Annotated in this window: 16 protein-coding genes and 1 pseudogene; 8 read left to right on the top strand and 9 right to left on the bottom strand. The window is 69.2% G+C overall.

Annotated elements, in window-relative coordinates:
* The first annotated feature begins 123 nt into the window (after positions 1–123).
* Positions 124–1,734, top strand: a complete 1,611-nt coding sequence (cimA, locus tag NX794_RS23105) for a citramalate synthase (protein WP_258780665.1) — start codon at positions 124–126, stop codon at positions 1,732–1,734.
* A gap of 13 nt (positions 1,735–1,747) precedes the next feature.
* Positions 1,748–2,182 (top strand): VOC family protein, encoded by a 435-nt coding sequence (locus NX794_RS23100; protein WP_258780664.1) that lies wholly within the window; start codon positions 1,748–1,750, stop codon positions 2,180–2,182.
* 29 nt (positions 2,183–2,211) lie between these two features.
* Here the strand turns inward: NX794_RS23100 and NX794_RS23095 are convergent, their stop codons facing one another.
* Complete coding sequence (locus NX794_RS23095; RefSeq protein ID WP_258780663.1) at positions 2,212–2,814, bottom strand: GOLPH3/VPS74 family protein; 603 nt, start codon at positions 2,812–2,814, stop codon at positions 2,212–2,214.
* A 116-nt stretch (positions 2,815–2,930) separates the two neighbouring features.
* Positions 2,931–4,811: a lectin gene (locus tag NX794_RS23090; RefSeq protein WP_258780662.1), complete on the bottom strand. Its 1,881-nt coding sequence runs from the start codon at positions 4,809–4,811 to the stop codon at positions 2,931–2,933.
* Positions 4,812–4,981: 170 nt separating this feature from the next.
* Here NX794_RS23090 and NX794_RS23085 point away from each other — a divergent pair, with 170 nt between their 5' ends.
* On the top strand, positions 4,982–7,993 hold the full coding sequence (locus tag NX794_RS23085) for a glycoside hydrolase family 3 protein (protein ID WP_258780661.1): 3,012 nt from the start codon (positions 4,982–4,984) through the stop codon (positions 7,991–7,993).
* A gap of 95 nt (positions 7,994–8,088) precedes the next feature.
* Here NX794_RS23085 and NX794_RS36120 read toward each other — a convergent pair.
* Positions 8,089–8,169: pseudogene (locus tag NX794_RS36120) on the bottom strand (hypothetical protein); the annotation flags it as partial.
* A 1,284-nt stretch (positions 8,170–9,453) separates the two neighbouring features.
* Complete coding sequence (locus NX794_RS23080) at positions 9,454–10,299, bottom strand: hypothetical protein (protein ID WP_258780660.1); 846 nt, start codon at positions 10,297–10,299, stop codon at positions 9,454–9,456.
* Positions 10,300–10,421: 122 nt separating this feature from the next.
* Between NX794_RS23080 and NX794_RS23075 the strand changes: the two genes are divergently transcribed.
* Entirely contained in the window at positions 10,422–11,789 is a 1,368-nt protein-coding gene (locus tag NX794_RS23075) for a hypothetical protein (protein WP_258780659.1), read from the top strand.
* Positions 11,790–11,845: 56 nt separating this feature from the next.
* On the opposite strand, the gene NX794_RS23070 is transcribed toward NX794_RS23075, so the two are convergent.
* Positions 11,846–12,277, bottom strand: a complete 432-nt coding sequence (locus NX794_RS23070) for a winged helix-turn-helix transcriptional regulator (RefSeq protein WP_258780658.1) — start codon at positions 12,275–12,277, stop codon at positions 11,846–11,848.
* Positions 12,278–12,374: 97 nt separating this feature from the next.
* Between NX794_RS23070 and NX794_RS23065 the strand changes: the two genes are divergently transcribed.
* Positions 12,375–13,124: an SDR family NAD(P)-dependent oxidoreductase gene (locus tag NX794_RS23065; protein WP_258780657.1), complete on the top strand. Its 750-nt coding sequence runs from the start codon at positions 12,375–12,377 to the stop codon at positions 13,122–13,124.
* 26 nt (positions 13,125–13,150) lie between these two features.
* Here the strand turns inward: NX794_RS23065 and NX794_RS23060 are convergent, their stop codons facing one another.
* From NX794_RS23060 to NX794_RS23050, 3 genes are read right to left on the bottom strand one after another with little or no spacing between them, the layout of a single operon-like run.
* Positions 13,151–13,390: a DUF397 domain-containing protein gene (locus NX794_RS23060; protein WP_258780656.1), complete on the bottom strand. Its 240-nt coding sequence runs from the start codon at positions 13,388–13,390 to the stop codon at positions 13,151–13,153.
* Positions 13,391–13,433: 43 nt separating this feature from the next.
* Positions 13,434–13,670 (bottom strand): DUF397 domain-containing protein, encoded by a 237-nt coding sequence (locus NX794_RS23055; RefSeq protein WP_258780655.1) that lies wholly within the window; start codon positions 13,668–13,670, stop codon positions 13,434–13,436.
* Positions 13,667–14,488, bottom strand: coding sequence for a helix-turn-helix domain-containing protein (locus NX794_RS23050; protein ID WP_258780653.1), 822 nt, complete (start codon positions 14,486–14,488; stop codon positions 13,667–13,669). The genes NX794_RS23055 and NX794_RS23050 overlap by 4 nt, the downstream gene beginning before the upstream one ends.
* 112 nt (positions 14,489–14,600) lie before the next feature.
* Here NX794_RS23050 and NX794_RS23045 point away from each other — a divergent pair, with 112 nt between their 5' ends.
* The gene (locus NX794_RS23045) at positions 14,601–15,029 is read left to right on the top strand and encodes an ATP-binding protein (RefSeq protein ID WP_258780652.1); all 429 of its coding nucleotides are present in this window, start codon (positions 14,601–14,603) and stop codon (positions 15,027–15,029) included.
* 183 nt (positions 15,030–15,212) lie between these two features.
* Positions 15,213–15,971: a polysaccharide lyase gene (locus NX794_RS23040; RefSeq protein ID WP_258780650.1), complete on the top strand. Its 759-nt coding sequence runs from the start codon at positions 15,213–15,215 to the stop codon at positions 15,969–15,971.
* A 144-nt stretch (positions 15,972–16,115) separates the two neighbouring features.
* Here the strand turns inward: NX794_RS23040 and NX794_RS23035 are convergent, their stop codons facing one another.
* Entirely contained in the window at positions 16,116–16,739 is a 624-nt protein-coding gene (locus tag NX794_RS23035; protein WP_258780649.1) for a YceI family protein, read from the bottom strand.
* Positions 16,740–16,986: 247 nt separating this feature from the next.
* On the opposite strand from NX794_RS23035, the gene NX794_RS23030 reads away from it, so the two are divergent.
* Positions 16,987–19,293 (top strand): polysaccharide lyase 8 family protein, encoded by a 2,307-nt coding sequence (locus tag NX794_RS23030; protein ID WP_258780648.1) that lies wholly within the window; start codon positions 16,987–16,989, stop codon positions 19,291–19,293.
* The last annotated feature ends 289 nt before the right edge of the window (positions 19,294–19,582 follow it).

The raw sequence follows: 19,582 nt of genomic DNA, 5'->3' as shown, positions 1-19,582 counted from the left end.
AGGGGTTTTTTCGTTTTCCGGCCCACCCTCAGCCGGGAAGCGGGCGCGCGGGAGTATGGGAGGGGACGGTGGAGCCGGTCATTCCGGTACAGACCGAAGATTCACAACAGGAGCCTTGAGACCATGACCGAGACGGCATCCAGCGAGCCCGACGACTCGTTCCACGTCTTCGACACCACGCTGCGCGACGGCGCGCAGCGCGAGGGCATCAACCTCACCGTCGCGGACAAGCTCGCCATCGCGCGGCACCTGGACGACTTCGGCGTGGGCTTCATCGAGGGCGGCTGGCCCGGCGCCAACCCCCGGGACACCGAGTTCTTCGCCCGCGCCCAGCAGGAGATCGACTTCCGGCACGCCCGGCTCGTCGCCTTCGGCGCCACCCGCCGCGCCGGCGCACGGGCCGCCGACGACCCGCAGGTCAACGCGCTGCTGGCGTCCGGCGCCCCGGTGATCACCCTGGTCGCCAAGTCGCACGACCGGCATGTGGAGCTGGCGCTGCGCACGACGCTGGACGAGAACCTGGAGATGGTGCGCGACACCGTCTCCTACCTGAAGGACCAGGGCCGCCGGGTCTTCGTGGACTGCGAGCACTTCTTCGACGGCTACCGCGCCAACCCCGAGTACGCCAAGGCCGTCGTCCGGGCGGCAGCCGAGGCCGGCGCCGACGTCGTCGTGCTCTGCGACACCAACGGCGGCATGCTGCCCGCGCAGATCCAGGCGGTCGTCTCCACGGTCCGCGCCGACACCGGCGCCCGGCTCGGCATCCACGCCCAGGACGACACCGGCTGCGCGGTCGCCAACACCCTGGCCGCCGTCGACGCGGGCGCCACCCACGTCCAGTGCACCGCCAACGGTTACGGCGAACGCGTCGGCAACGCCAACCTCTTCCCGGTCGTCGCGGCCCTGGAGCTGAAGTACGGCAAGAAGGTGCTCCCCGACGGCAAGCTGCGCGAGATGACCCGCATCTCGCACGCCATCGCCGAGGTCGTCAACCTCACGCCCTCCACGCACCAGCCGTACGTCGGTGTCTCCGCCTTCGCCCACAAGGCCGGCCTGCACGCCTCCGCGATCAAGGTCGACCCGGACCTGTACCAGCACATCGACCCCGAGCTGGTCGGCAACACCATGCGCATGCTGGTCTCCGACATGGCCGGCCGCGCCTCCATCGAACTCAAGGGCCGGGAACTCGGCATCGACCTCGGCGGCGACCGCGAACTGATCGGCCGGGTGGTCGAGCGCGTCAAGGAACGCGAGCTGAAGGGCTACACCTACGAGGCGGCCGACGCCTCCTTCGAGCTGCTGCTGCGCGCCGAGGTCGAGGGGCGCCCGCTGAAGTACTTCGCCGTGGAGTCCTGGCGGGCCATCGTGGAGGACCGCCCCGACGGCACCCACGCCAACGAGGCCACGGTCAAGCTGTGGGCCAAGAGCGAGCGGATCGTCGCCACGGCCGAGGGCAACGGCCCGGTCAACGCCCTCGACCGGGCGCTCCGGGTCGCCCTGGAGAAGATCTACCCGCAGCTCGCCAAGCTGGAGCTGGTCGACTACAAGGTCCGCATCCTGGAGGGCAAGCACGGTACCTCCTCCACCACCCGGGTGCTGATCTCCACCTCGGACGGCGCCGGCGAGTGGTCCACGGTCGGCGTGGCGGAGAACGTGATCGCCGCGTCCTGGGGGGCCCTGGAGGACGCGTACGCCTACGGGCTGCTGCGGGCGGGCGTGGAGCCGGCGAAGTAGCCACAGTGGAGGCATGAACGCGAAGACCCCCGCAGATCTGTCCCGGGCCCGCGTGGCGACCCGGCTGCCCGCCCAGGACCTGGACCGCGCCCGGCGCTTCTACGCCGACAAGCTCGGCCTGGAGCCGGTGGACGAACGTCCGGGCGGGCTGCTGTACCGCTGCGGGGGCGTGGAGTTCGTCCTCTTCCGCTCCACGGGTGCCTCGCCCGGCACCTTCACCCAGATGGCCTTCGAGGTCACCGACATCGAGGCGACGGTGGCGGAGCTGCGGCGCCGGGGCGTCGTCTTCGAGGAGGTCGACGCCCCCGGCCTGCGCACCCGTGACGGCATCGCCGAGGTCGAGGGCAACTACCCGAGCAAGGGCGCGACCGGCGAACGCGGCGCCTGGTTCCGCGACAGCGAGGGCAACCTGCTGGGCGTGGGAGAACCGGTCCTTCGGGCACGCTGAGCCCACCGGCTGCCTCCTCCCGCCCACCCTCAGGGCGCCCGCCAGATATTGTCGAACGCCACGTTCTCGATCCGCCGCCGCTCCCGCACCGCCTCCAGCTCCGTCACCGCGTTCCCGACCGCGACCAGCACCGCGACCACCGACTCGTCGTCGGGTTCCGGGGCGGGCGGCCGGTCGTCCGGGATGCCGAGGGTGGAGGCGAGGCCGGCCAGGACGGGTTCGTGGGACCACCAGCGGTCGGCGGCGTGGCGCCGGGCCGGGGTGTCGGCCTGCGGGTCGTCCTTGTCGCGCAGCGCAAGCCAGTGCCGCCGCTTGCCGGTGAGCTGGCCGTCGGCCTCCAGGGCGTCCCGGTAGGCCGTCGCCAGCCCCTGTCCGCGCCGCCACAGCCAGTCCTCGGCCGTCTCGTACGGCTCCGCCCGGACCAGCGCGGCCCCCGCCTCGTCCAGCAGCCGGTCACCCGTGGCCGGCACCGCCCCCGGCACGATCCGCCCGTCCACCACGGTCAGCGCCCGCGCCGCCAGCAGATCGACCAGCTCCGCCCCGGCCAACGCCAGCGACAGATCCCCCTGCTCGACGGGCTGCTCACGCGGAATGTCCAGGCTCACGAGAAACAGATCCTGCGGTGTGGTCATACACGTCTCCCAGATCTCCCGGCTCACGGCCGCGAGCCGCCGCCCTCATCGTCTCCCACCGGCCACACCGCCGCCGCTCGGACACGGCATCCGTCCGAGCGGCGCGCACGATGTACCTACCGCAGAACCCACTTCTGATTCGCCGCCCCCGTGCACGACCAGATCTGCGTAGGCGTCCCGTTCGCCGATGTGTTGTCCGTGACGTCGAGGCACTTGCCGGCCGCCGTGTTCACGATGTCGCCGGTGGCGGAGTCGTAGGACCACTGTTGGGCGCCGGTGCCGTTGCAGTCGTAGAGCTGGACCTTGGCGCCGTTCGCCGTGGAGCCGGAGGTGACGTCGAGGCACTTGCCGAGGGCGCGGACCGTGCCGTCGGTGCCGATGGTCCACTGCTGGGCGGTGCTGCCGTTGCAGTCGTAGAGCTGCACTGCCGTGCCGTTGGCGCTGGAGGCGCCCGCGACGTCCAGGCACTTGCCGGCCAGCCCCGCGAAGGCGCCGGTGCGGGCGCCGCCGCCGGACTGGGTGCCGGACCAGGTGAAGGTGGCCGAGGTCTTGCCCGGCAGGGAGTACGTGGCGTGCTGGGAGCCCCAGTTGATGGTGACCGTCCTCGCCGCCGAGGAGTCGTTGTAGGCGATCAGCGCCTTGCTGCCGTCCGGGTTGCGCCACGCCACGTTCGGCACCGCGCCGGACGCCGTCGAGGCGATCCGCTGCGCGCCCGGCCGGACGAACTTGGTCAGGTGGCCCATCGTGTAGTACTCGATCGTGTAGTCCACCGTGCCGCTCACGCTGTCGCCGTCGTGCACGGTGATCAGCCCGGTGCAGGTGCCGCAACCCCCGTTGTGCGGGCCCATGTTCTGGTTCACGGCCAGCGACCACTTGGTCACGGACTTCGCCCAGTTGCGCGTGTAGTCGATGATGTTCGACATGTCCTCGCGCTGCTGGTTGGTGATCCAGGTGCCGCCGGAGTGCTCGGTGCCGAAGGCGTCCAGCGTGGGGTACCGGTCGTGCACCGAGGTCTGCTGGGTGACGTCACCGCCGTACCCGTGCCAGGCGATCCCGCCGAAGTTGGGGTGGCTCCGCACCGCCGCGTCGTCCACGGTCTGGGCGGCGTAGGAGTCGTAGACGTCCCAGTTCCAGTCGTGCGCCAGCACCTTGGTGGAGAGCCCCGCCGCCTGGAGCTTGGGCAGCAGCTCGCTCTTGGTGAAGTAGGCCAGCCCGCTCGCGTTCCAGCTCATCGACGGATAGCCCGAGCAGCAGGTCGGCTCGTTCTGCGCGGTGACGTACGAGACGTTGACGCCCTGGTCCTTGTACGCCTGGAGGTACTTCACGAAGTAGGAGGCGTACGCCCCGTAGTCCTCCGCCTTCAGCCAGCCGCCGTTGAGCGAGCCGCTGTCCTTCATCCAGGCCGGCGCCGTCCACGGCGAGGCCATCACCGTGACGGACGGGTTGAGTTGGAGCGCCTGCCTGGTGAGCGGCACGACGTCCGCGAGGTCGTGGGAAATGGAGAACTTGGCGAGCGAGGGGTCGGTCTGGCCGGCCGGCACGTCGTCGTACGTGTAGCCGTACCGGGCCAGGTCCGAGGCGCCCATCGGGTTGCGCAGGAACGACAGGCCGATGCCCTCCGTCGGCGAGAACAGCTTGCGCATGGTGGCGTCCCGGGTCGCCTGGGACAGCGCCCCGCTGCTGTTCAGCAGCCAGGCCGCGGTGTCCGTGAAGGACGCCCCGCCGCCGGTGAAGGTCTGGTAGCGGGTGTTCTCGTCCACGGTGATGTTCTCGCCGCCGCCCCCGCTGCCGGCCTGGAAGGTGAACGGCGTCTGCGCCTGGAGGCCGCGTACGACGTGCCGTCCGCCGGAGTCGTCCGTGGTGGTGAGGTAGGCCGTGACCTGCTCGCCGGCCGCGTGCGCGGTGGGGGTGCCGAGGGTGGCGAGTCCGGCGGTGGTGAGCAGTCCGGCGAACAGCAGCCGCGCCGTGCGCGAGTGCCTTCCGATGATGTCCCTCATGGTGCGTCGCCCTTCTGGGGAGAGCCAACGTGCCTTGTGTGGGGGGAAGTTCGCGCTCACTACCGTCGGCGTGACGCACTGACACGCCGTCTTGACGGCCTGGTGAGCCCCCAGTTAACTCATGACATGAGCTAAGTCCTGAGTGAACCACGAGTGCCGAGGGAAGGTCCATGCGAAGAACCGCCCTGCTCGCCTCCGCCGTCCTGCTCGCCGGTCTGCTGCCCTGGGCGACCGCGCGTGCCGCGGACGACCCCCCGACTGTGCCGGTCGACCGTTTCGAGGGCGAGGTGCCGTTCGCCTCCCAGCCCGCCGAGGGCATCTTCACCTGGGGAGGCGACGCCGACGACCCGCCCGCCCTGAGCCTCGCTGCCCGCCCGGACGCCCCCGAGGGCGCCAAGGTCCTCGCCGGCAGCTACGACATCAGCGGCTACGGCGGCTTCACCCACGACTTCGCCGCCGACCAGCCCGCCCACGACTGGTCCGCGCACCAGGGCATCCGCTTCTGGTGGGACGGCCGGAACAACGGCAGGAAGGTCGCCTTCGAGATCAAGGACGGCGGCGCGAACGGCGAGGCCTCCGAGCTGTGGACGACGTCCTTCACCGACGACTTCACCGGCTGGAAGCGGATCGAGATCCCCTTCACGGACTTCGTCTACCGCACCGACTACCAGCCCGTCGGCGGCATCGACCACGTCCTCGGCCTCACCGGCATGTGGGGCTACGCCGTCACCCTCCCGGCCGGCGCGAAGGGCGACTTCGCCATGGACGACGTGGAGCTGTACGGCCGCGCCGACCAGTCCCTGCGCGCCACCGTCAGCACCGACGCGGCCGTCCACCCGGTCACCGAGGGCGGCACCGCGTCGCTGAAGGTCACCCTCGCCACCACCGGCTCCGCCCCCGTCGGCGAGCCGGTCACCGTCCACTACGAGACCGGCGGCGGCACCGCCGACCCCGGCACCGACTACACCCCCGTCTCCGGCACCCTCACCTTCCCGGCCGGCACCGCCTCCGGCACCACCCGGACCATCGAGGTGGCCACCCGCAAGGACCGCACGGCCGAGGCCGCCGAGACCATCCCCGTCAAGCTCACCGTCACCGGCGCCAAGGCCCCCGCCGAGACCCCGCAGGTCGTCATCGACGCCCACGGACTGCCGTACCTGGACACCCGTCTGCCCATCAAGAAGCGGGTCGCGGACCTGCTCGGCCGGATGTCGCTCGCGGAGAAGACCGGCCAGATGACCCAGGCCGAGCGCGGCGCCGTAGGCACCGGCGGCGACATCGCCACCTACGCCCTCGGCTCCCTCCTCTCCGGCGGCGGCTCCACCCCCACGCCCAACACCCCGGAAGCCTGGGCCGAGATGATCGACGGCTTCCAGCTCCGCGCCCAGGCGACCCGCTTCCAGATCCCGCTGATCTACGGCGTCGACGCGGTCCACGGCCACAACAACCTGGCCGGCGCCACGGTCATGCCGCACAACATCGGCATCGGCGCCACCCGCGACCCGGCCCTCGCCGAGCGCACCGGCGCGGTGACCGCCGCCGAGGTCCGCGCCACCGGCATCCCGTGGGACTTCGCGCCCTGCGTGTGCGTGACCCGCGACGAACGCTGGGGCCGCTCCTACGAGTCCTACGGCGAGGACCCCGCCCTGGTGGACTCCATGGAGACCGTCATCCAGGGCCTCCAGGGCCGCGCGAACGGCAAGGACCTGGCCGACGACGACAAGGTGCTCGCCACCGCCAAGCACTTCCTGGGCGACGGCGGCACCGCCTACGGCTCCTCCACCACCGGCACCTACACCATCGACCAGGGCGTCACCACGCTCACCCGCGAGGAACTGGAGAGGACCCACCTGGAGCCGTACCGCACGGCCGTCGAGCGGGGCGTCGGCACGGTCATGCCGTCGTACTCCTCCCTCGACATCACGGGCGACGGCAAGGGCGCGGTCAAGATGCACGCGCGCGGCGACATGATCAACGGCGTGCTCAAGGACGACCTGGGCTTCGACGGCTTCGTCATCAGCGACTGGAACGCCATCGACCAGCTACCCGGCGACTACGCCACCCAGGTCCGCACCTCCGTCGACGCGGGCGTCGACATGATGATGGTCCCCTACACCTACAAGGAGTTCAGCGGCACGCTCGCCGACGAGGTGAAGTCCGGCCGGGTCACCGGGAAGCGGATCGACGACGCGGTCTCCCGCATCCTCACCAAGAAATTCGAGCTGGGCCTCTTTGAGCACCCGTACGCCGACACCAGCGGTGCCTCCTCGATCGGCTCGGCCGCCCACCGCGCCGTGGCCCGGCAGGCGGCGGCCGAGTCCCAGGTACTGCTGAAGAACTCGGGCGGCGTACTCCCCCTGAACAAGACCCAGAAGGTCTACGTGGCCGGCTCCAACGCCGACGACCTCGGCAACCAGACCGGCGGCTGGACCCTGACCTGGCAGGGCTCCTCCGGCCCCGGCCCGCAGGGCACGACGATCCTCCAGGGCATGCGCGAGGCCGGCGGAGACGTCACCTACTCCAAGGACGCCTCGGCCCCCACTACCGGCTACGACGTCGGCGTGGTCGTCGTGGGCGAGACCCCGTACGCGGAGGGCGTCGGCGACGTGGGCAACGGCCACTCCCTCTCCCTCTCCGCCACCGACAAGGCCACGGTGGACAAGGTCTGCGCGGCCATGAAATGCGCGGTCCTGATCGTCTCGGGCCGCCCGCAACTCATCGCCGACCAGCTGTCCGGCATCGACGCCCTGGTGGCCTCCTGGCTCCCCGGCACCGAGGGCGAGGGCGTCGCCGACGTCCTCTACGGCAAGCGCCCCTTCACCGGCCAGCTCCCGGTCACCTGGCCCCGCTCCGAATCCCAGCTCCCGATCAACGTAGGCGACGCCTCCTACGACCCCCAGTACCCCTACGGCTGGGGCCTGACCACCCTCACCCGCCCCCTCCCGGGCGGCACCACCACCCTCCACGCCCTCACCCTCGCCGCCCAGGCAGCCGAACACACCGGCGCCGACCGCACGGGCCGCGCCCTGGTGACCAAGGCCCGCCTCCTCGTCCAGCAGAAAATCGGCGACCACATCACGGCAGCGGTCTCGAAGCCCTTCGCGGACGCCGACCATCTCCTCCTCACCGGCCGCTATGGGAAGGCGGTGGAAAAACTGGCGGAGGCTTATCGGGCGGCTTGAGGTCGCTCCTGCGACGCTGCAGCGATAGCTTGCTCCAGGTGGCGGCCCGTCCCGTGGACAGACCGCCACCTGGAGTATTGCCAGGCGAGGCTGGGTCACCAGAATTCCGGCTCTTGCCATTCGATGCAGATCGGACGCAGGCCACCGGAAGTCAAGAATTCGTTAACCGCTTGCCTTACTGCGTGATGGGAATTTCTGGCCGGTTAGGAAACTCTGTCGCGTTTCCATGATGGAGTAGTGAACCTCGCCTCGGCCCTCCGTGGAAGAGTCAAGCGAAAAGAAGTTGCCATCGTCCATGAAAGCCAGCATGCCGAACGTAGGTCTCCGTTGACCCCCACCAGCAACTCGTGGTCAGGGGCACCCGCAGGCATGAGCGGCCGCTCCAGGCTGTACAAGGAAGCCATGCTCTCCGATGCCCGATTCGTAAGAAGCGTATCGATCAGCGCATCGACGTCGCCTGAACTTTCGAGCACCATCGGACGATCACCGTGCTCGCGTCTGTAGTACGCCTGCACTACGCTGCGCGTCACCTTACAGAACCTCTTCCTTCGGCCAATCGCCGAGCACGGCAGCGAGTTGTTCCTGAGCCGCTGATTCCTGCAAATCAAGCGCGAGGCGGTAAGCCAACGGCCCAACCTGCCAGCCGATGTGATGGTCGAAGGATGCTACCCACAGCGGAATTAGCGGCATCAAGCACCTGAGCCATCAATTCCACTGGCCGAGATTGCCATTCAAATAGGGCGCTGCTAGGGCGCAAAGATTTTTTGGAATAAGTCGCTCGTACCACCTCATGCTGACCGGCTGCTAGGGAAAGGCGGTGGAGACTAGCGGGGGCATACGACCAGAAGGCAATCCCGGCCGGCAGGCCCCCGTAACCCCATCAGGTGAGCCCTTGTAAGCGGGTGCAACGGCCCGCCGGGGGATCCGACGGGCCGTGATGAAGGGTGGGAGTACATCGAGTGTGCTAGGGATTTCTTGGAATAAACCGTTGGTACCTGCGCAGGTAATCTTCTCCAATCTCGCGGACTTGCGTGTCAGTGCTTTGACTGGCCTGCTGGATTACTGCACCCAGAGCCGGCCAGCATGCGATCTCTACCAGCATGTCCGCTGTCATCAGATAGTCCTGAGGATCGCCTTCGGTCAACTCACCTAGGAGGACTGCGCTAAGGCGGTAAGCGTCGATGTCCGTAGATGCAGCCCTTATGACCTCTCGCGCAGGTTCCACCCACGCTGCCGACAGACACAGGGCGGCGACGGATTCTAGTAGTTGCGGAACGTCGTCAGGAAACAGGCGTAGGAAAATGAGGGCTGTTGACCGCTCCCACGCCGAGCGAGAGGCGAGGCCTTGCGCCAGTATTTCCCTGCGGACGGGCGATCGATTAATTTCGGCTCGGAGCTTGGCGGCCTCCCTCTCCAAAGCAACCAGAGATGTCCATTCATCGGCATTCGAGGCTAGATCGCTACTTTCCAATTTTGACCCCTACGTTTTCCCATTGCATCCCTTTGATCAGATCCTGATAGCTGTCGAACGTCATGCGCTCCGTGGGGTAGATCGTATGATGCCCAACCGCTCTCGGGCCGCCCACTTGCCGTCCGTCCGAAATGATACCCAATCCGTCGGGCAGTGGCCCCTTGGGGGCTCTAAGCTGCCCCTTGAGACCGACTCGTCCCGCATTCTGTTCCGTATCGAAAGTCGAGAGGCCCTGAACGTCCAGGGATTTCAATTCTTCGGCTGTCGGAGGATTTACGAAACCTTCGTCGTCGACCGCGATGTCTTTTCCTGGTCGAACCCTGGGGCCGCCTACAGTGTGAGGTCTGACACTGTGGCTCCCACTTGACTCCAAGCGCGCCTCATTCAGTGCCTTCCCCAAGCCGTCGCTGATCCGCCCGATGCCGTCTGCCACACCGGTCGCGCCTGCGCCGATCATGGAGACGCCACCTGCGGCGACTGGGGCTCCGACGAGACATCCGAAACCGGAGAGACACATGCCGACGCCGAGGTAGGTGACGTCTTCACCGAGGCCAGTCAGTAGCATGCTGGCGACGGTTTCGGCGCCGCCTTTCCATATGTCAGGCTGGGAGACGATCGCGCTCCCGTAGTTGACGAACGTGTCCTTGGCGCCCGACAGCCAGCCCGTGAAGGCGCCCCAGGTACCGCCGCCACTTGAAGTCTTGCCGCTGCTGTTGGTGTGCGCTGTGCCTCCGTAGCGCTGCCCCTGCTCGGCGTACCTCTTGTTCGCTGTCTTCCATGGGGAAGTAAACGGGGGATGACGGTACGCGGTCAATGTAAATGTGAGCCTGCTCACGCACGCGCTCTGACCTGCACAATCAAACTGTTCGTGAGATCCGCAGTGGCGAATCCGGGCAATCACGCGGATGCCGGTCGTTCACCTGACCGCATACGGGACGCTTCGGGTAGCTTCGAAGGATGAAGGCCGTCCTGCGGACCCGAAGCGTCCCCGCGCTGCTGTTGGCCGTGCTCGCGTTGCTGGTGGTGACCACGTACGCGCCGGGTGCGAGTGCCGAGACCAGCGTGTCCACGATCGCCCGGGCCCTGCGCGCGAGCCCCGTCTACGTCGATCCGGCCGCCTCCGCCCAGCTCTCCAAGGCGGATGCCGACGCCCTCGCGCGGAAGATCAAGGACGCCGACAAGCCGGTGTTCATTGCCGTGCTGCCCGCCGGGTATCCCACGGCGAACCTCTTCTCCGGCCTGCGCGGCGCCACCGGTGTCACCGGTCTCTACGGCATCCGCCTGGGCGACCGCTTCGACGCCCGTGCCGACAGCTCCGTACTGTCGGCCACGGCCCGGCAGAACCTCGTCTCCGGTGTCCAGGGCGAGGACACGAAGACCCAGCTCAACGACTTCACCGACCGCGCCCTCGCCAACATGGGCGGCCACGCCCCCAAGAGCTGGGGCGGAACCGGCTCGGACGGCGGCGCCTCCAGCACCGCCCTGATCACCGCCGGTGCCGTCGTCGTGGCCGGCGGCGCGGGCGCCTACGCCCTGGTGCGCCGCAACCGCCGTCGCCGCGAGGCCGAGGAACGCGCCGCCCTCGACCGGCTCCGCGTCGTCGTGGACGAGGACATCACCGCCTTCGGCGAGGAACTCGACCGCCTCGACTTCCAGCCCGCCGAACCCGGCGCCGACGACGCCATGCGCGCCGACTACGAACACGCCCTCGACGCCTACGACACCGCGAAACAGCGAATGGCCGCCGCGCAGCGCCCGGACGACGTCCGCTCCGTCACCGAGACCCTCGAAGACGGCCGCTTCTCCCTCGCCCGGCTCGCCGCCCGCCGCGAGGGACGCCCGCTTCCCGAGCGCCGTCCGCCCTGCTTCTTCGACCCCCGGCACGGGCCCTCCACCACCGACGCCACCTGGACCCCGCCCGGCGGCGCCCCGCGCCAGGTCCCGGTCTGCGCGGCCGACGCCACCCGGCTGGCCGACGGCCGCGACCCCGCGATCCGCGAGGTCGACACCGACTACGGCCGCCGCCCCTACTGGGACGCGGGCCCCGCCTACGGCCCCTGGGCGGGCGGCTACTTCGGCGGCGGCATGCTCCCCGGCCTCCTCGTCGGCACCCTGCTCGGCAGCGCGCTGTCCAGCCCCGCTTACGGAGCGGGCTACGGCGGCTTCGACGGCGGCGGCTACGGCGGCGACTTCGGCGGCACCTACCAGGGCGGCGACGTCTCCGGCACCGACTTCGACCCCGGCGACTTCGGCGGCGGCTTCGGCGACGGAGGCGGCGGGGACTTCGGCGGGGGAGGGGGCGGCGACTTCGGCGGCGGCTTCTGACCGACCGCCCGGTGCGGCACCGCGTCGATCCTTCGGGGGTCTGTCGGTCGGTGACTTCAGTGCCTGTTCGCCACGGCCGGCGGCAGGGGTGTGTCGGCGTCGTAGGCAGCCTGGGCCGCCTGGATCGTGCCGGTGTGGTGATCAACCCAGGTGACCAAGCCCATCAGACGCGGCATCAGGTCCGTTCCCAGGGCGGTCAGTTCGTAGGTGACCTGGATCGGCACGGTGGGGGTCACGGTGCGGCTGACGAGTCCGTCACGAGTGAGGGCCCGCAAAGTCTGGGAGAGCATCTTCTCGCTGACGCCTCCGATACGGGCCGCCAGCTCCGAGAAGCGGTGCGGCCGGGTCATCAGCGCGGCAAGCACCAAGGTGGCCCAGCGGCTGGTGATGTCCCCGAAGATCGGCCGGACCGGGCAGTCGGCGGCGAACACGTCCTGCGAGGACCCCAGCTCTCCACCGTTGACCGTCTCCGGCAGTGGCTGACTCATGGAAGGAGCTTACCCAAAGGTATGTCCTTCCTCTTGGTAAGCCCTCTGGATACCTTCGACTCGTTCCGCAGTCAGCACCGCAGCGAGGAGTGAGTCCATGGTCGACCTCAGGGGACGTGTGGCCCTGGTGACCGGGGGCGGCAAGGGCATCGGCCGGGGGATCTCAGCCGCCCTCGCCGCCGCCGGAGCCGCGGTCGCGGTCAGCTACGCCACCGACCGCCCGGCCGCCGAAGGGACCGTCGCCGACATCGTCGGCAACGGCGGCAGGGCCGTGGCGGTAGCCGGAGACGTTGGAAGTCCTGACGACGTCGAGCGGATGTACGAGCAGGTCAACGCCGTCCTCGGGCCGGTCGACACGCTGGTGAACAACGCGGCGGTCTTCTCCTTCCAGCCCTTCGAGGACGTCACGCCGAGCGACTTCGACCGGACCTATCGGACCAACGTGCTCGGCGTGTTCCTCACCTGCCAGGCCTTCGTCAAGCAGGTGCCCGGCACCGGCGGGTCGATAGTGAACATCTCGACCTCCGGCATCTCGGACAACGCTCCCGGCTCAGCCCTCTACACCTCGGCCAAGGGCGCTCTCACCACGCTGACCAGAGTCCTGGCCAACGAACTCGGACCACGCGGTATCCGGGTCAACGCCGTCGCACCAGGCGCCACCGACACCGACGGCGCCCGAGACCTCGGCCTCATCAACGAGGAGAACGTCGCCAGGGTCGCCGCCGCCACACCACTCGGCCGCCTCGGTCACCCCCACGACATCGGCTCCGTGGTCGCCTTCCTCGCGTCCCGGGACGCCGGATGGATCACCGGCGACGTCATCTTCGCCTCCGGCGGGCTCCACTGACCCACCACCGCCGGGCCCTCGCTGCGCTAGACCTCGCCCAGCCCACCGACGAACTCGTGCCAGGTGGCGGGGGAGACGGTGACGATCGGGCTGGTTGGGGTGGCCTTCGAGTCGCGGATGTGGATGGTGGCGGGGCGGGTGGCGACCTCTACGCAGTTGCCGCCCTCGTCGCTGCTATGGCTGGACTTGCGCCAGTTGTAGCGGGCTTCGAGGCAGTCACCGCCCTGGCTGCCGCTGTAGCTGGACTTGAACCATGTGGCCTTCATCGACTCTCCCAGGCTCTCGCCGGTCGTCGTGACGCGGACCTAGTCAGCCGGCGAACCGGTCAAGGAACTCGTTCCAGGTGGCAGGGGAGACGGTGACGATCGGGCCGACCGGAGCCGCTTTGGAGTCACGGACGTGGATGGCGGCGGGGTGCGCGGCCACCTCTACGCAGTTGCCACCCTCGGGGCTGCTGTAGCTCGACTTGCGCCAGTCGTAGGTGACTTCGAGGCAGTCGCCTCCCTCATTGCTGCTGTAGCTTGACTTGAACCACGCGGTCGTCATGTCTCTCCTAGCAGTCCGTGCAAGAGGCGCACACTCTCGGCGGGCGTGAGTGCTTGAGACCGCAGCATTCCATACTTGTGGTGGTAGTCGCTGACGTCGTCGGGGTCGTCCACGAGGAAACTCGCCGTCTGGACTTCCAGGTAGACAAGGCGGTCGTGGTCGGGTGTTTCCAGCAGAGTCATGGGCCCAGCGAGCCCGGCGTGCGGCATCCGGTCCATGGGCATGATCTGGAAGCTCATGTGAACAGGCTCGGTGTAATGCAGAATCTGCCGGATCTGGTCCCGCATCACCCCTGCCCCGCCGACCTGTCGCCGCAGGATGCTCTCCTCCAGGACGAAGTGCCCCACGGGTGGCCGATCGCGCTGCCAGATCAACTGCCGCTCCATGCGGGCGTCCACCCACTGCTCGGCGGTCTCGCTCCCGAGCGCCGGATAGCGGGCGTCGAACGCCGCGAGGCAGTAGTCCCTGGTCTGGAGCAGTCCAGGAACCATCTGCGTCTGATACGCCAGGATGCCCACTGCCTCCTGCTCATGGTCCACCAACCCCTGCGCGAACTGCACGATCCGCTCCCGCACAGGTAAGCGTGTGACGAAGGCAGCCAAAGCCCCGCCCGTATTGAGCAGCTCATCGAACTGCTCGGCCCGATCCGGCTGCAAAGCCAACCGCCCCTGTTCAATGGAGCGCACCGTGTCCACGTGAAGGTGGGCCAGTTCGGCGAACCGCTCCTGGGTCAGTCGGGCCTGCTTGCGGTAGTGGGCGACCAGGGCGCCCACCGCCTGCCACGTACCGACCTTGCGGCTCCTGGGTGTTGGGTTCATGGGCGTTGCCTACCCCCGTGCATGGGCGAAGCGGTCGTACCGAGGTCGTAGTGAAAAGGAGTACGACCTCACTCGTTGGCCCACCGTAGTGACGCACAGTGACACTCGTCTCATGAACGCGGAACTTCCACCCCTCAGGGTGCGCACGACCTTCTTCCAACGGGAGCGCAGGTCGGTGCAGTTGGCGCGCACGTTCGCCGGGGAGACCCTGGACGGCTGGTCGCTGGCCGGGCGGCGCGACGACGTGCTGCTGTGTGTGAGCGAGCTGGCGACCAACGCGCTGCTGCACGGGGTGCCGCCGGGCCGGGGCTATCTCGTCCGGCTCGCCCTGCACCGGGGCGGGGTGCTGCGGGTCGAGGTGCACGACAGCGGCTCCGGCGTGTTGCGGATGCCGGAGCCGTCGGCGGACGAGGAGCACGGCCGGGGCCTGTTGCTGGTCGCCGCGCTGTCGGACAAGTGGGGCGTCGGGGAGCGGAAGCCGGGCAAGGTCGTGTGGTGCGAGTTCGCGCTCCGCGGTGTCACGGCGCCCTGGAGGGCATAGTCGGACGGGCGGCGGCGCGCGAAGCAACGAATGTCTTTCATTTGATCGCAATGCGATCGAACGATCGTTGGTGATCGTTTAGTTGGAGGTATTGAGCGAGTGATTGATACCTGCTAGAAAAGCGGCCGGGTCGGAAGCCACCCCTCTCACTTCCGTCCCCCGCCCCTCACAAGGAGGTCTCCCATGCCGACGCATGGCCGCAGGAAGCTCCGCGCCTCTCTCTACGCCACGACCGCTGCGGCCTCGGCCGTTGCCGGGCTGCTGGTGGCCAGTGCCTGGCCTGCGAACGCCGCGGTGCTGTGGAACGGTGACGCGTCCCAGGGCGCCAAGGTCTTCGGGAATCTGGACTGCGACTCCCCGGGCAGCGTGGTCACCGCCGCGCAGACCGACGGGCACGGCACGGTGTTCAAGTACGACAAGGCCGTCGGCGTCTACCGCTGCGAATCCCGAGGTATCAAGGTCAACGGCTCACGCTACAAGTTCGTCGGCGGCAAGACGTACTGGCTCGGGTGGGAGCAGAAGTTCTCCGTCGTCCCCGCGGGTAGCGACTGGGTCCCCTGGCAGTGGAAGTCGTACCCCAACGCCGACCAGAACTATCCCCTTCTCATGACCGTGGGGAAGGGCAAGGTCAACCTGGTCTACGTCGGCCCCAACGGCGCGAGCTGGAAGTACATCTGGTCCAAGCCGGTCGCGGCCTTCGAGTGGAACCGTGTCGCCGTCGGCATCCACACCTCGACCTCGGCCTCCGCGGGCTGGGCGGAGTTGTACTACAACGGCGTCAAGCAGACCTTCACCAACGGCTCCACCCGCTTCGCCGGCCGTACCTGGGACTCGGCCAACGAACCCAAGTGGGGCGCCTACGACCGCGGAAACACCAGCACACAGATCGTCAACCGCGTCGACAACCTCAAGATCGGCACCGAGTACGCCGACGTCTCCTGACCACGCCGCACTCCCCCCAGGTGCGGTCCCGGCCACCCCACGGCCGGGGCCGCACCGCTCGCGCACGCTCTGGTGCCCGCGCGGCCCGGCTGGTCGTTGACGAGGACGCGGTACGGAGAGGATCGACGGGCACTGCCGGGGTGCCTAGGCGTTCCTGATGGCCGAGATGTCGAAGTTGAGCTTGATCTTGTCGGAGACGAGGACGCCGCCGGTCTCCAGGGCCGCGTTCCAGGTCAGACCCCACTCGGAGCGCAGGATCTCGGCCTTGCCCTCGAAGCCGACGCGCTCGTTGCCGAAGGGGTCCTTCGCGGCGCCGTTGAACTCTAGGTCGATGGTGAGCGGCCGGGTCACGCCGAGCAGGGAGAGATCGCCGGTGATCCGGTAGTCGTCGCCGCCCAGTGCCTCCACCTTGGTGGAGCGGAACGTCATCGCCGGGAACTCGTCGGCCTTGAAGAAGTCGGCCGATTTCAGGTGCCCGTCGCGGTCGGCGTTGCCGGTGTCGATGCTGTCCATCCGCACGTCCAGGGACGCGGTGGAGGCGCCGGGGTTCGCGCCGTCCAGGTGCAGGGTGCCGGTGAAGTCCTGGAAACCGCCCTTGACGTTGGTGACCATGGCGTGCCGGGCCACGAAGCCGAGCGTGCTGTGCGCCGGGTCGATGGTGTAGTCACCGGTCAGCGCGGCGAGGTCGGGGCTGACGGCGGCCGGTGCCGTGATCGCGGCGGTGGTGGCGGCGGCAGCGGCGGTGTCCTTGCGGCCGAAGATGCCCATGGCGGTGCTCCTTGTCTGTTTAACGTTCAACGAACTCAACAGGGTCGACCGTAGACCTATTCCGTTCGATTTTCAACATCATCCGGAGTGTGTTGTCGTCGTCGCCCGGAGTGACCCGTTCGCCCTCTGGCGAACGCGTGGAGACCTCGGGCACCATCTACTTACGCCGACGAGGGCGGCCACGGGACGTCCTCTCCTACGCCTGCGGCGGCTGCCGAGCCGCGCGGAGAGAGCGGTGACCGGCCCCATGGGCTTGACCCGACGCGCACTGCTGCTGGCCGCCGCCCTCGCTCCCGCCCTGGCGGCACCGGCGGCCCGCGCGGCCGACGACCCCTACGACACCCTGCGCCGCCGCTGGCTCACCATCGCCCTCGGCGCCGGGTTCGACCCGGCGAGCGAGCCGTACGCCTCCCGGCTCACCCAACTGGGTTCCATGGCGCGGGACTTCGCGGGCACCATGAGTCCCGCCGCCGATGCACTCTGGCCGGGGCATCCCTTCGACCCGCCGTCGAACATCACCTTCAGCCACAACCGGCTGTGGACCATGGCCCAGGCGTACGTCCAGCCCGGCACCGGCGCCACCGGCGACCCCGCGCTCTTCGACGCCGTACTGCGCGGACTCGACCACCTCTCGGCCACCGTCTACCACCCGGGCACCACGCCCTACGGCAACTGGTGGGAGTGGCAGATCGGCAGCCCGCGCCCGCTCATGGACATCACGGCCGCGCTGTACGAGCGGCTCGGTGCCGAGCGGATCGCCGCCGCCTGTGCCGCCGTCGACCACTTCATCCCGGACACCCTGCTCACCGACTACTCGGGCACCTCCACCGGCGCCAACCGCGTCGACCTGTGCCGGAGTGTCGCGCTGCGCGGGGTGCTCGGCCGCGATCCCGGCCGCTTGCGGCTCGCCCGGGACGCGCTGTCGCCGGTCTTCCCGTACGTCACCGAGGGGGACGGGCTGTATGCCGACGGCTCGTTCGTGCAGCACACCCACGTCGCCTACTCGGGCACCTACGGACAGGTCCTCCTCGACGGTCTGGGGCGGCTGTTCACCCTGCTCGCCGGGTCGGAGTGGGAGGTCACCGACCCGGCCCGGCGCACCGTCCTCGACAGCGTCGAGCACGCCTACGCGCCGCTCATCCACGACGGGTTGGTGATGGACTGCGTCAACGGGCGTGCCATCAGCCGGGGTTACCTGCGAAGCGATGACCTGCACGTGATGCGCAGTGACCACGTCCACGGGCAGCAACTCGTCGCCGCCATCGCCCTGCTCGCGGGCGGAGCGGAGGCAGCGGAGCGCGCGCGGTGGTACGGACTGGTGAAGGGGTGGATCGAGCGGGACACCGTGACGCCGTACCTGACGGCCCCGCAGTTCGGCGTGGCCGATCTCGCCCGTCTCCGCGCCATCGCCGCCTCGTCCGTCGCGGCGACCCCCGAACGTCCCGGCCACCGGCTCTTCCCGGCCATGGACCGCGCCGTCCACCGCGGATCCCGCTACACCGCCGCTCTCGCCATGGCCAGCGACCGCATCGCCCACTACGAGTGCGGCAACGGCGAGAACCCGCGCGGCTGGCACACGGGTTCCGGCATGCTCTCCTGGTGGCCGCACGGGCGCGGCGACCAGTACACGGACTGGTACTGGCCCACCGTCGACTGGTACCGGCTGCCCGGCACCACGGTGTCCACCAAGCGGCTGCCCGACCGGGCCGGCGGGGAGTGGGGCGCCCCCCGGCCGGACGTCCGCTGGGTCGGCGGCGCCACCGACGGGACGTACGCGGCCGTCGGCCAGCACCTCAAGGGCCTCGGCTCCACCCTCCAGGCCCGCACGTCGTGGTTCTTCCTCCCCGACGCCATGATCTGCCTGGGCGCCGGGATCACCTGCGCCGACGGCGTCCCGGTCGAGACGGTCGTGGACAACCGCAACCTCGGCGAGGGCGGCACCCAGGCCTTCGTGCACGGTCGGCACTGGGCCCACCTCGAAGGACACGGCGGCTGGCTGCTGCCGCACGGGGGCGAGCCGCACACCCTGCGCGAGGACCGCACCGGCGCCTGGGCCGACATCAACACCACCAGTACGAGTGAACGGCGCACCCGGCGCTGGCAGACCCTCTGGCTCGACCACGGCACCGACCCCGTCGACGCCCGCTACGTCTACGTCCTGCTGCCCGGTGCCGGCCGTGCCGAGACCGCCGCCCGCGCCGCCGACCGGCACTGGCTGCGCGTCCTCGCCAACGACTCCGGTGCCCAGTCCGTCGCCGTACCGGGCCTCGGCCTGACGGCGGCGAACTTCTGGCGGGCCGGTACGGTGGGGGAGCTGACCGCCTTGGCCGGAGCGAGCGTCCTCGTCGTACGCCGGGGCCGGACGGCCACCCTGTGCGTGAGCGAGCCGCCCCGTACGGGCGAACCCCTGGAGATCGACTGGGACCACCCGGTGCGCGCGGTGAACCGCGCCGACGAGAGCGTGGAGGTGCTGGTCGCCGACCGCCGTCTGAGGGTCCGCGTCACTCCGGGGATGGCATGCGCCACCCACGAATGTGAGGTGGCTCTCAGGTGACGACTTTGTGGGGCCTCTACAACAGACACGCCGTCTGAGCAGTCGGAACGGCTGCACGGCGCCAAGGTTCTGTTCACCTGCACCAGGAAAACGGGCCGGAGACTGTACGGAGTCGACGGCTCGCTTTCCTTGGTGTCCTTCGTAAGGTCGCTACATGACCGTTTTGGAAGAGACGACGGGTGAGCCGACCGGCGAGCCGACGGACGCGCGCGGACGGGTCGCCGAACTGCACGGGATTCGTGCCCAGGCCGTGGCGGGCCCGAGCGAGAAGGCGACCGAGGCGCAGCAT

It is taken from the genome of Streptomyces pyxinicus (assembly GCF_024753135.1).
GTDB lineage: Bacteria > Actinomycetota > Actinomycetes > Streptomycetales > Streptomycetaceae > Streptomyces > Streptomyces pyxinicus.
This window is presented reverse-complemented; position numbering and strand designations above follow the sequence as displayed.

Excerpts from the sequence above, each read along its gene's own strand:
- cimA (WP_258780665.1), top strand. The coding sequence starts at position 124 with ATGACCGAGACGGCATCCAGCGAGCCCGACGACTCGTTCCACGTCTTC.
- NX794_RS23100 (WP_258780664.1), top strand. The coding sequence starts at position 1,748 with ATGAACGCGAAGACCCCCGCAGATCTGTCCCGGGCCCGCGTGGCGACC.
- NX794_RS23095 (WP_258780663.1), bottom strand. The coding sequence starts at position 2,814 with ATGACCACACCGCAGGATCTGTTTCTCGTGAGCCTGGACATTCCGCGT.
- NX794_RS23090 (WP_258780662.1), bottom strand. The coding sequence starts at position 4,811 with ATGAGGGACATCATCGGAAGGCACTCGCGCACGGCGCGGCTGCTGTTC.
- NX794_RS23085 (WP_258780661.1), top strand. The coding sequence starts at position 4,982 with ATGCGAAGAACCGCCCTGCTCGCCTCCGCCGTCCTGCTCGCCGGTCTG.
- NX794_RS23075 (WP_258780659.1), top strand. The coding sequence starts at position 10,422 with ATGAAGGCCGTCCTGCGGACCCGAAGCGTCCCCGCGCTGCTGTTGGCC.
- NX794_RS23070 (WP_258780658.1), bottom strand. The coding sequence starts at position 12,277 with ATGAGTCAGCCACTGCCGGAGACGGTCAACGGTGGAGAGCTGGGGTCC.
- NX794_RS23065 (WP_258780657.1), top strand. The coding sequence starts at position 12,375 with ATGGTCGACCTCAGGGGACGTGTGGCCCTGGTGACCGGGGGCGGCAAG.
- NX794_RS23060 (WP_258780656.1), bottom strand. The coding sequence starts at position 13,390 with ATGAAGGCCACATGGTTCAAGTCCAGCTACAGCGGCAGCCAGGGCGGT.
- NX794_RS23055 (WP_258780655.1), bottom strand. The coding sequence starts at position 13,670 with ATGACGACCGCGTGGTTCAAGTCAAGCTACAGCAGCAATGAGGGAGGC.
- NX794_RS23050 (WP_258780653.1), bottom strand. The coding sequence starts at position 14,488 with ATGAACCCAACACCCAGGAGCCGCAAGGTCGGTACGTGGCAGGCGGTG.
- NX794_RS23045 (WP_258780652.1), top strand. The coding sequence starts at position 14,601 with ATGAACGCGGAACTTCCACCCCTCAGGGTGCGCACGACCTTCTTCCAA.
- NX794_RS23040 (WP_258780650.1), top strand. The coding sequence starts at position 15,213 with ATGCCGACGCATGGCCGCAGGAAGCTCCGCGCCTCTCTCTACGCCACG.
- NX794_RS23035 (WP_258780649.1), bottom strand. The coding sequence starts at position 16,739 with ATGGGCATCTTCGGCCGCAAGGACACCGCCGCTGCCGCCGCCACCACC.
- NX794_RS23030 (WP_258780648.1), top strand. The coding sequence starts at position 16,987 with ATGGGCTTGACCCGACGCGCACTGCTGCTGGCCGCCGCCCTCGCTCCC.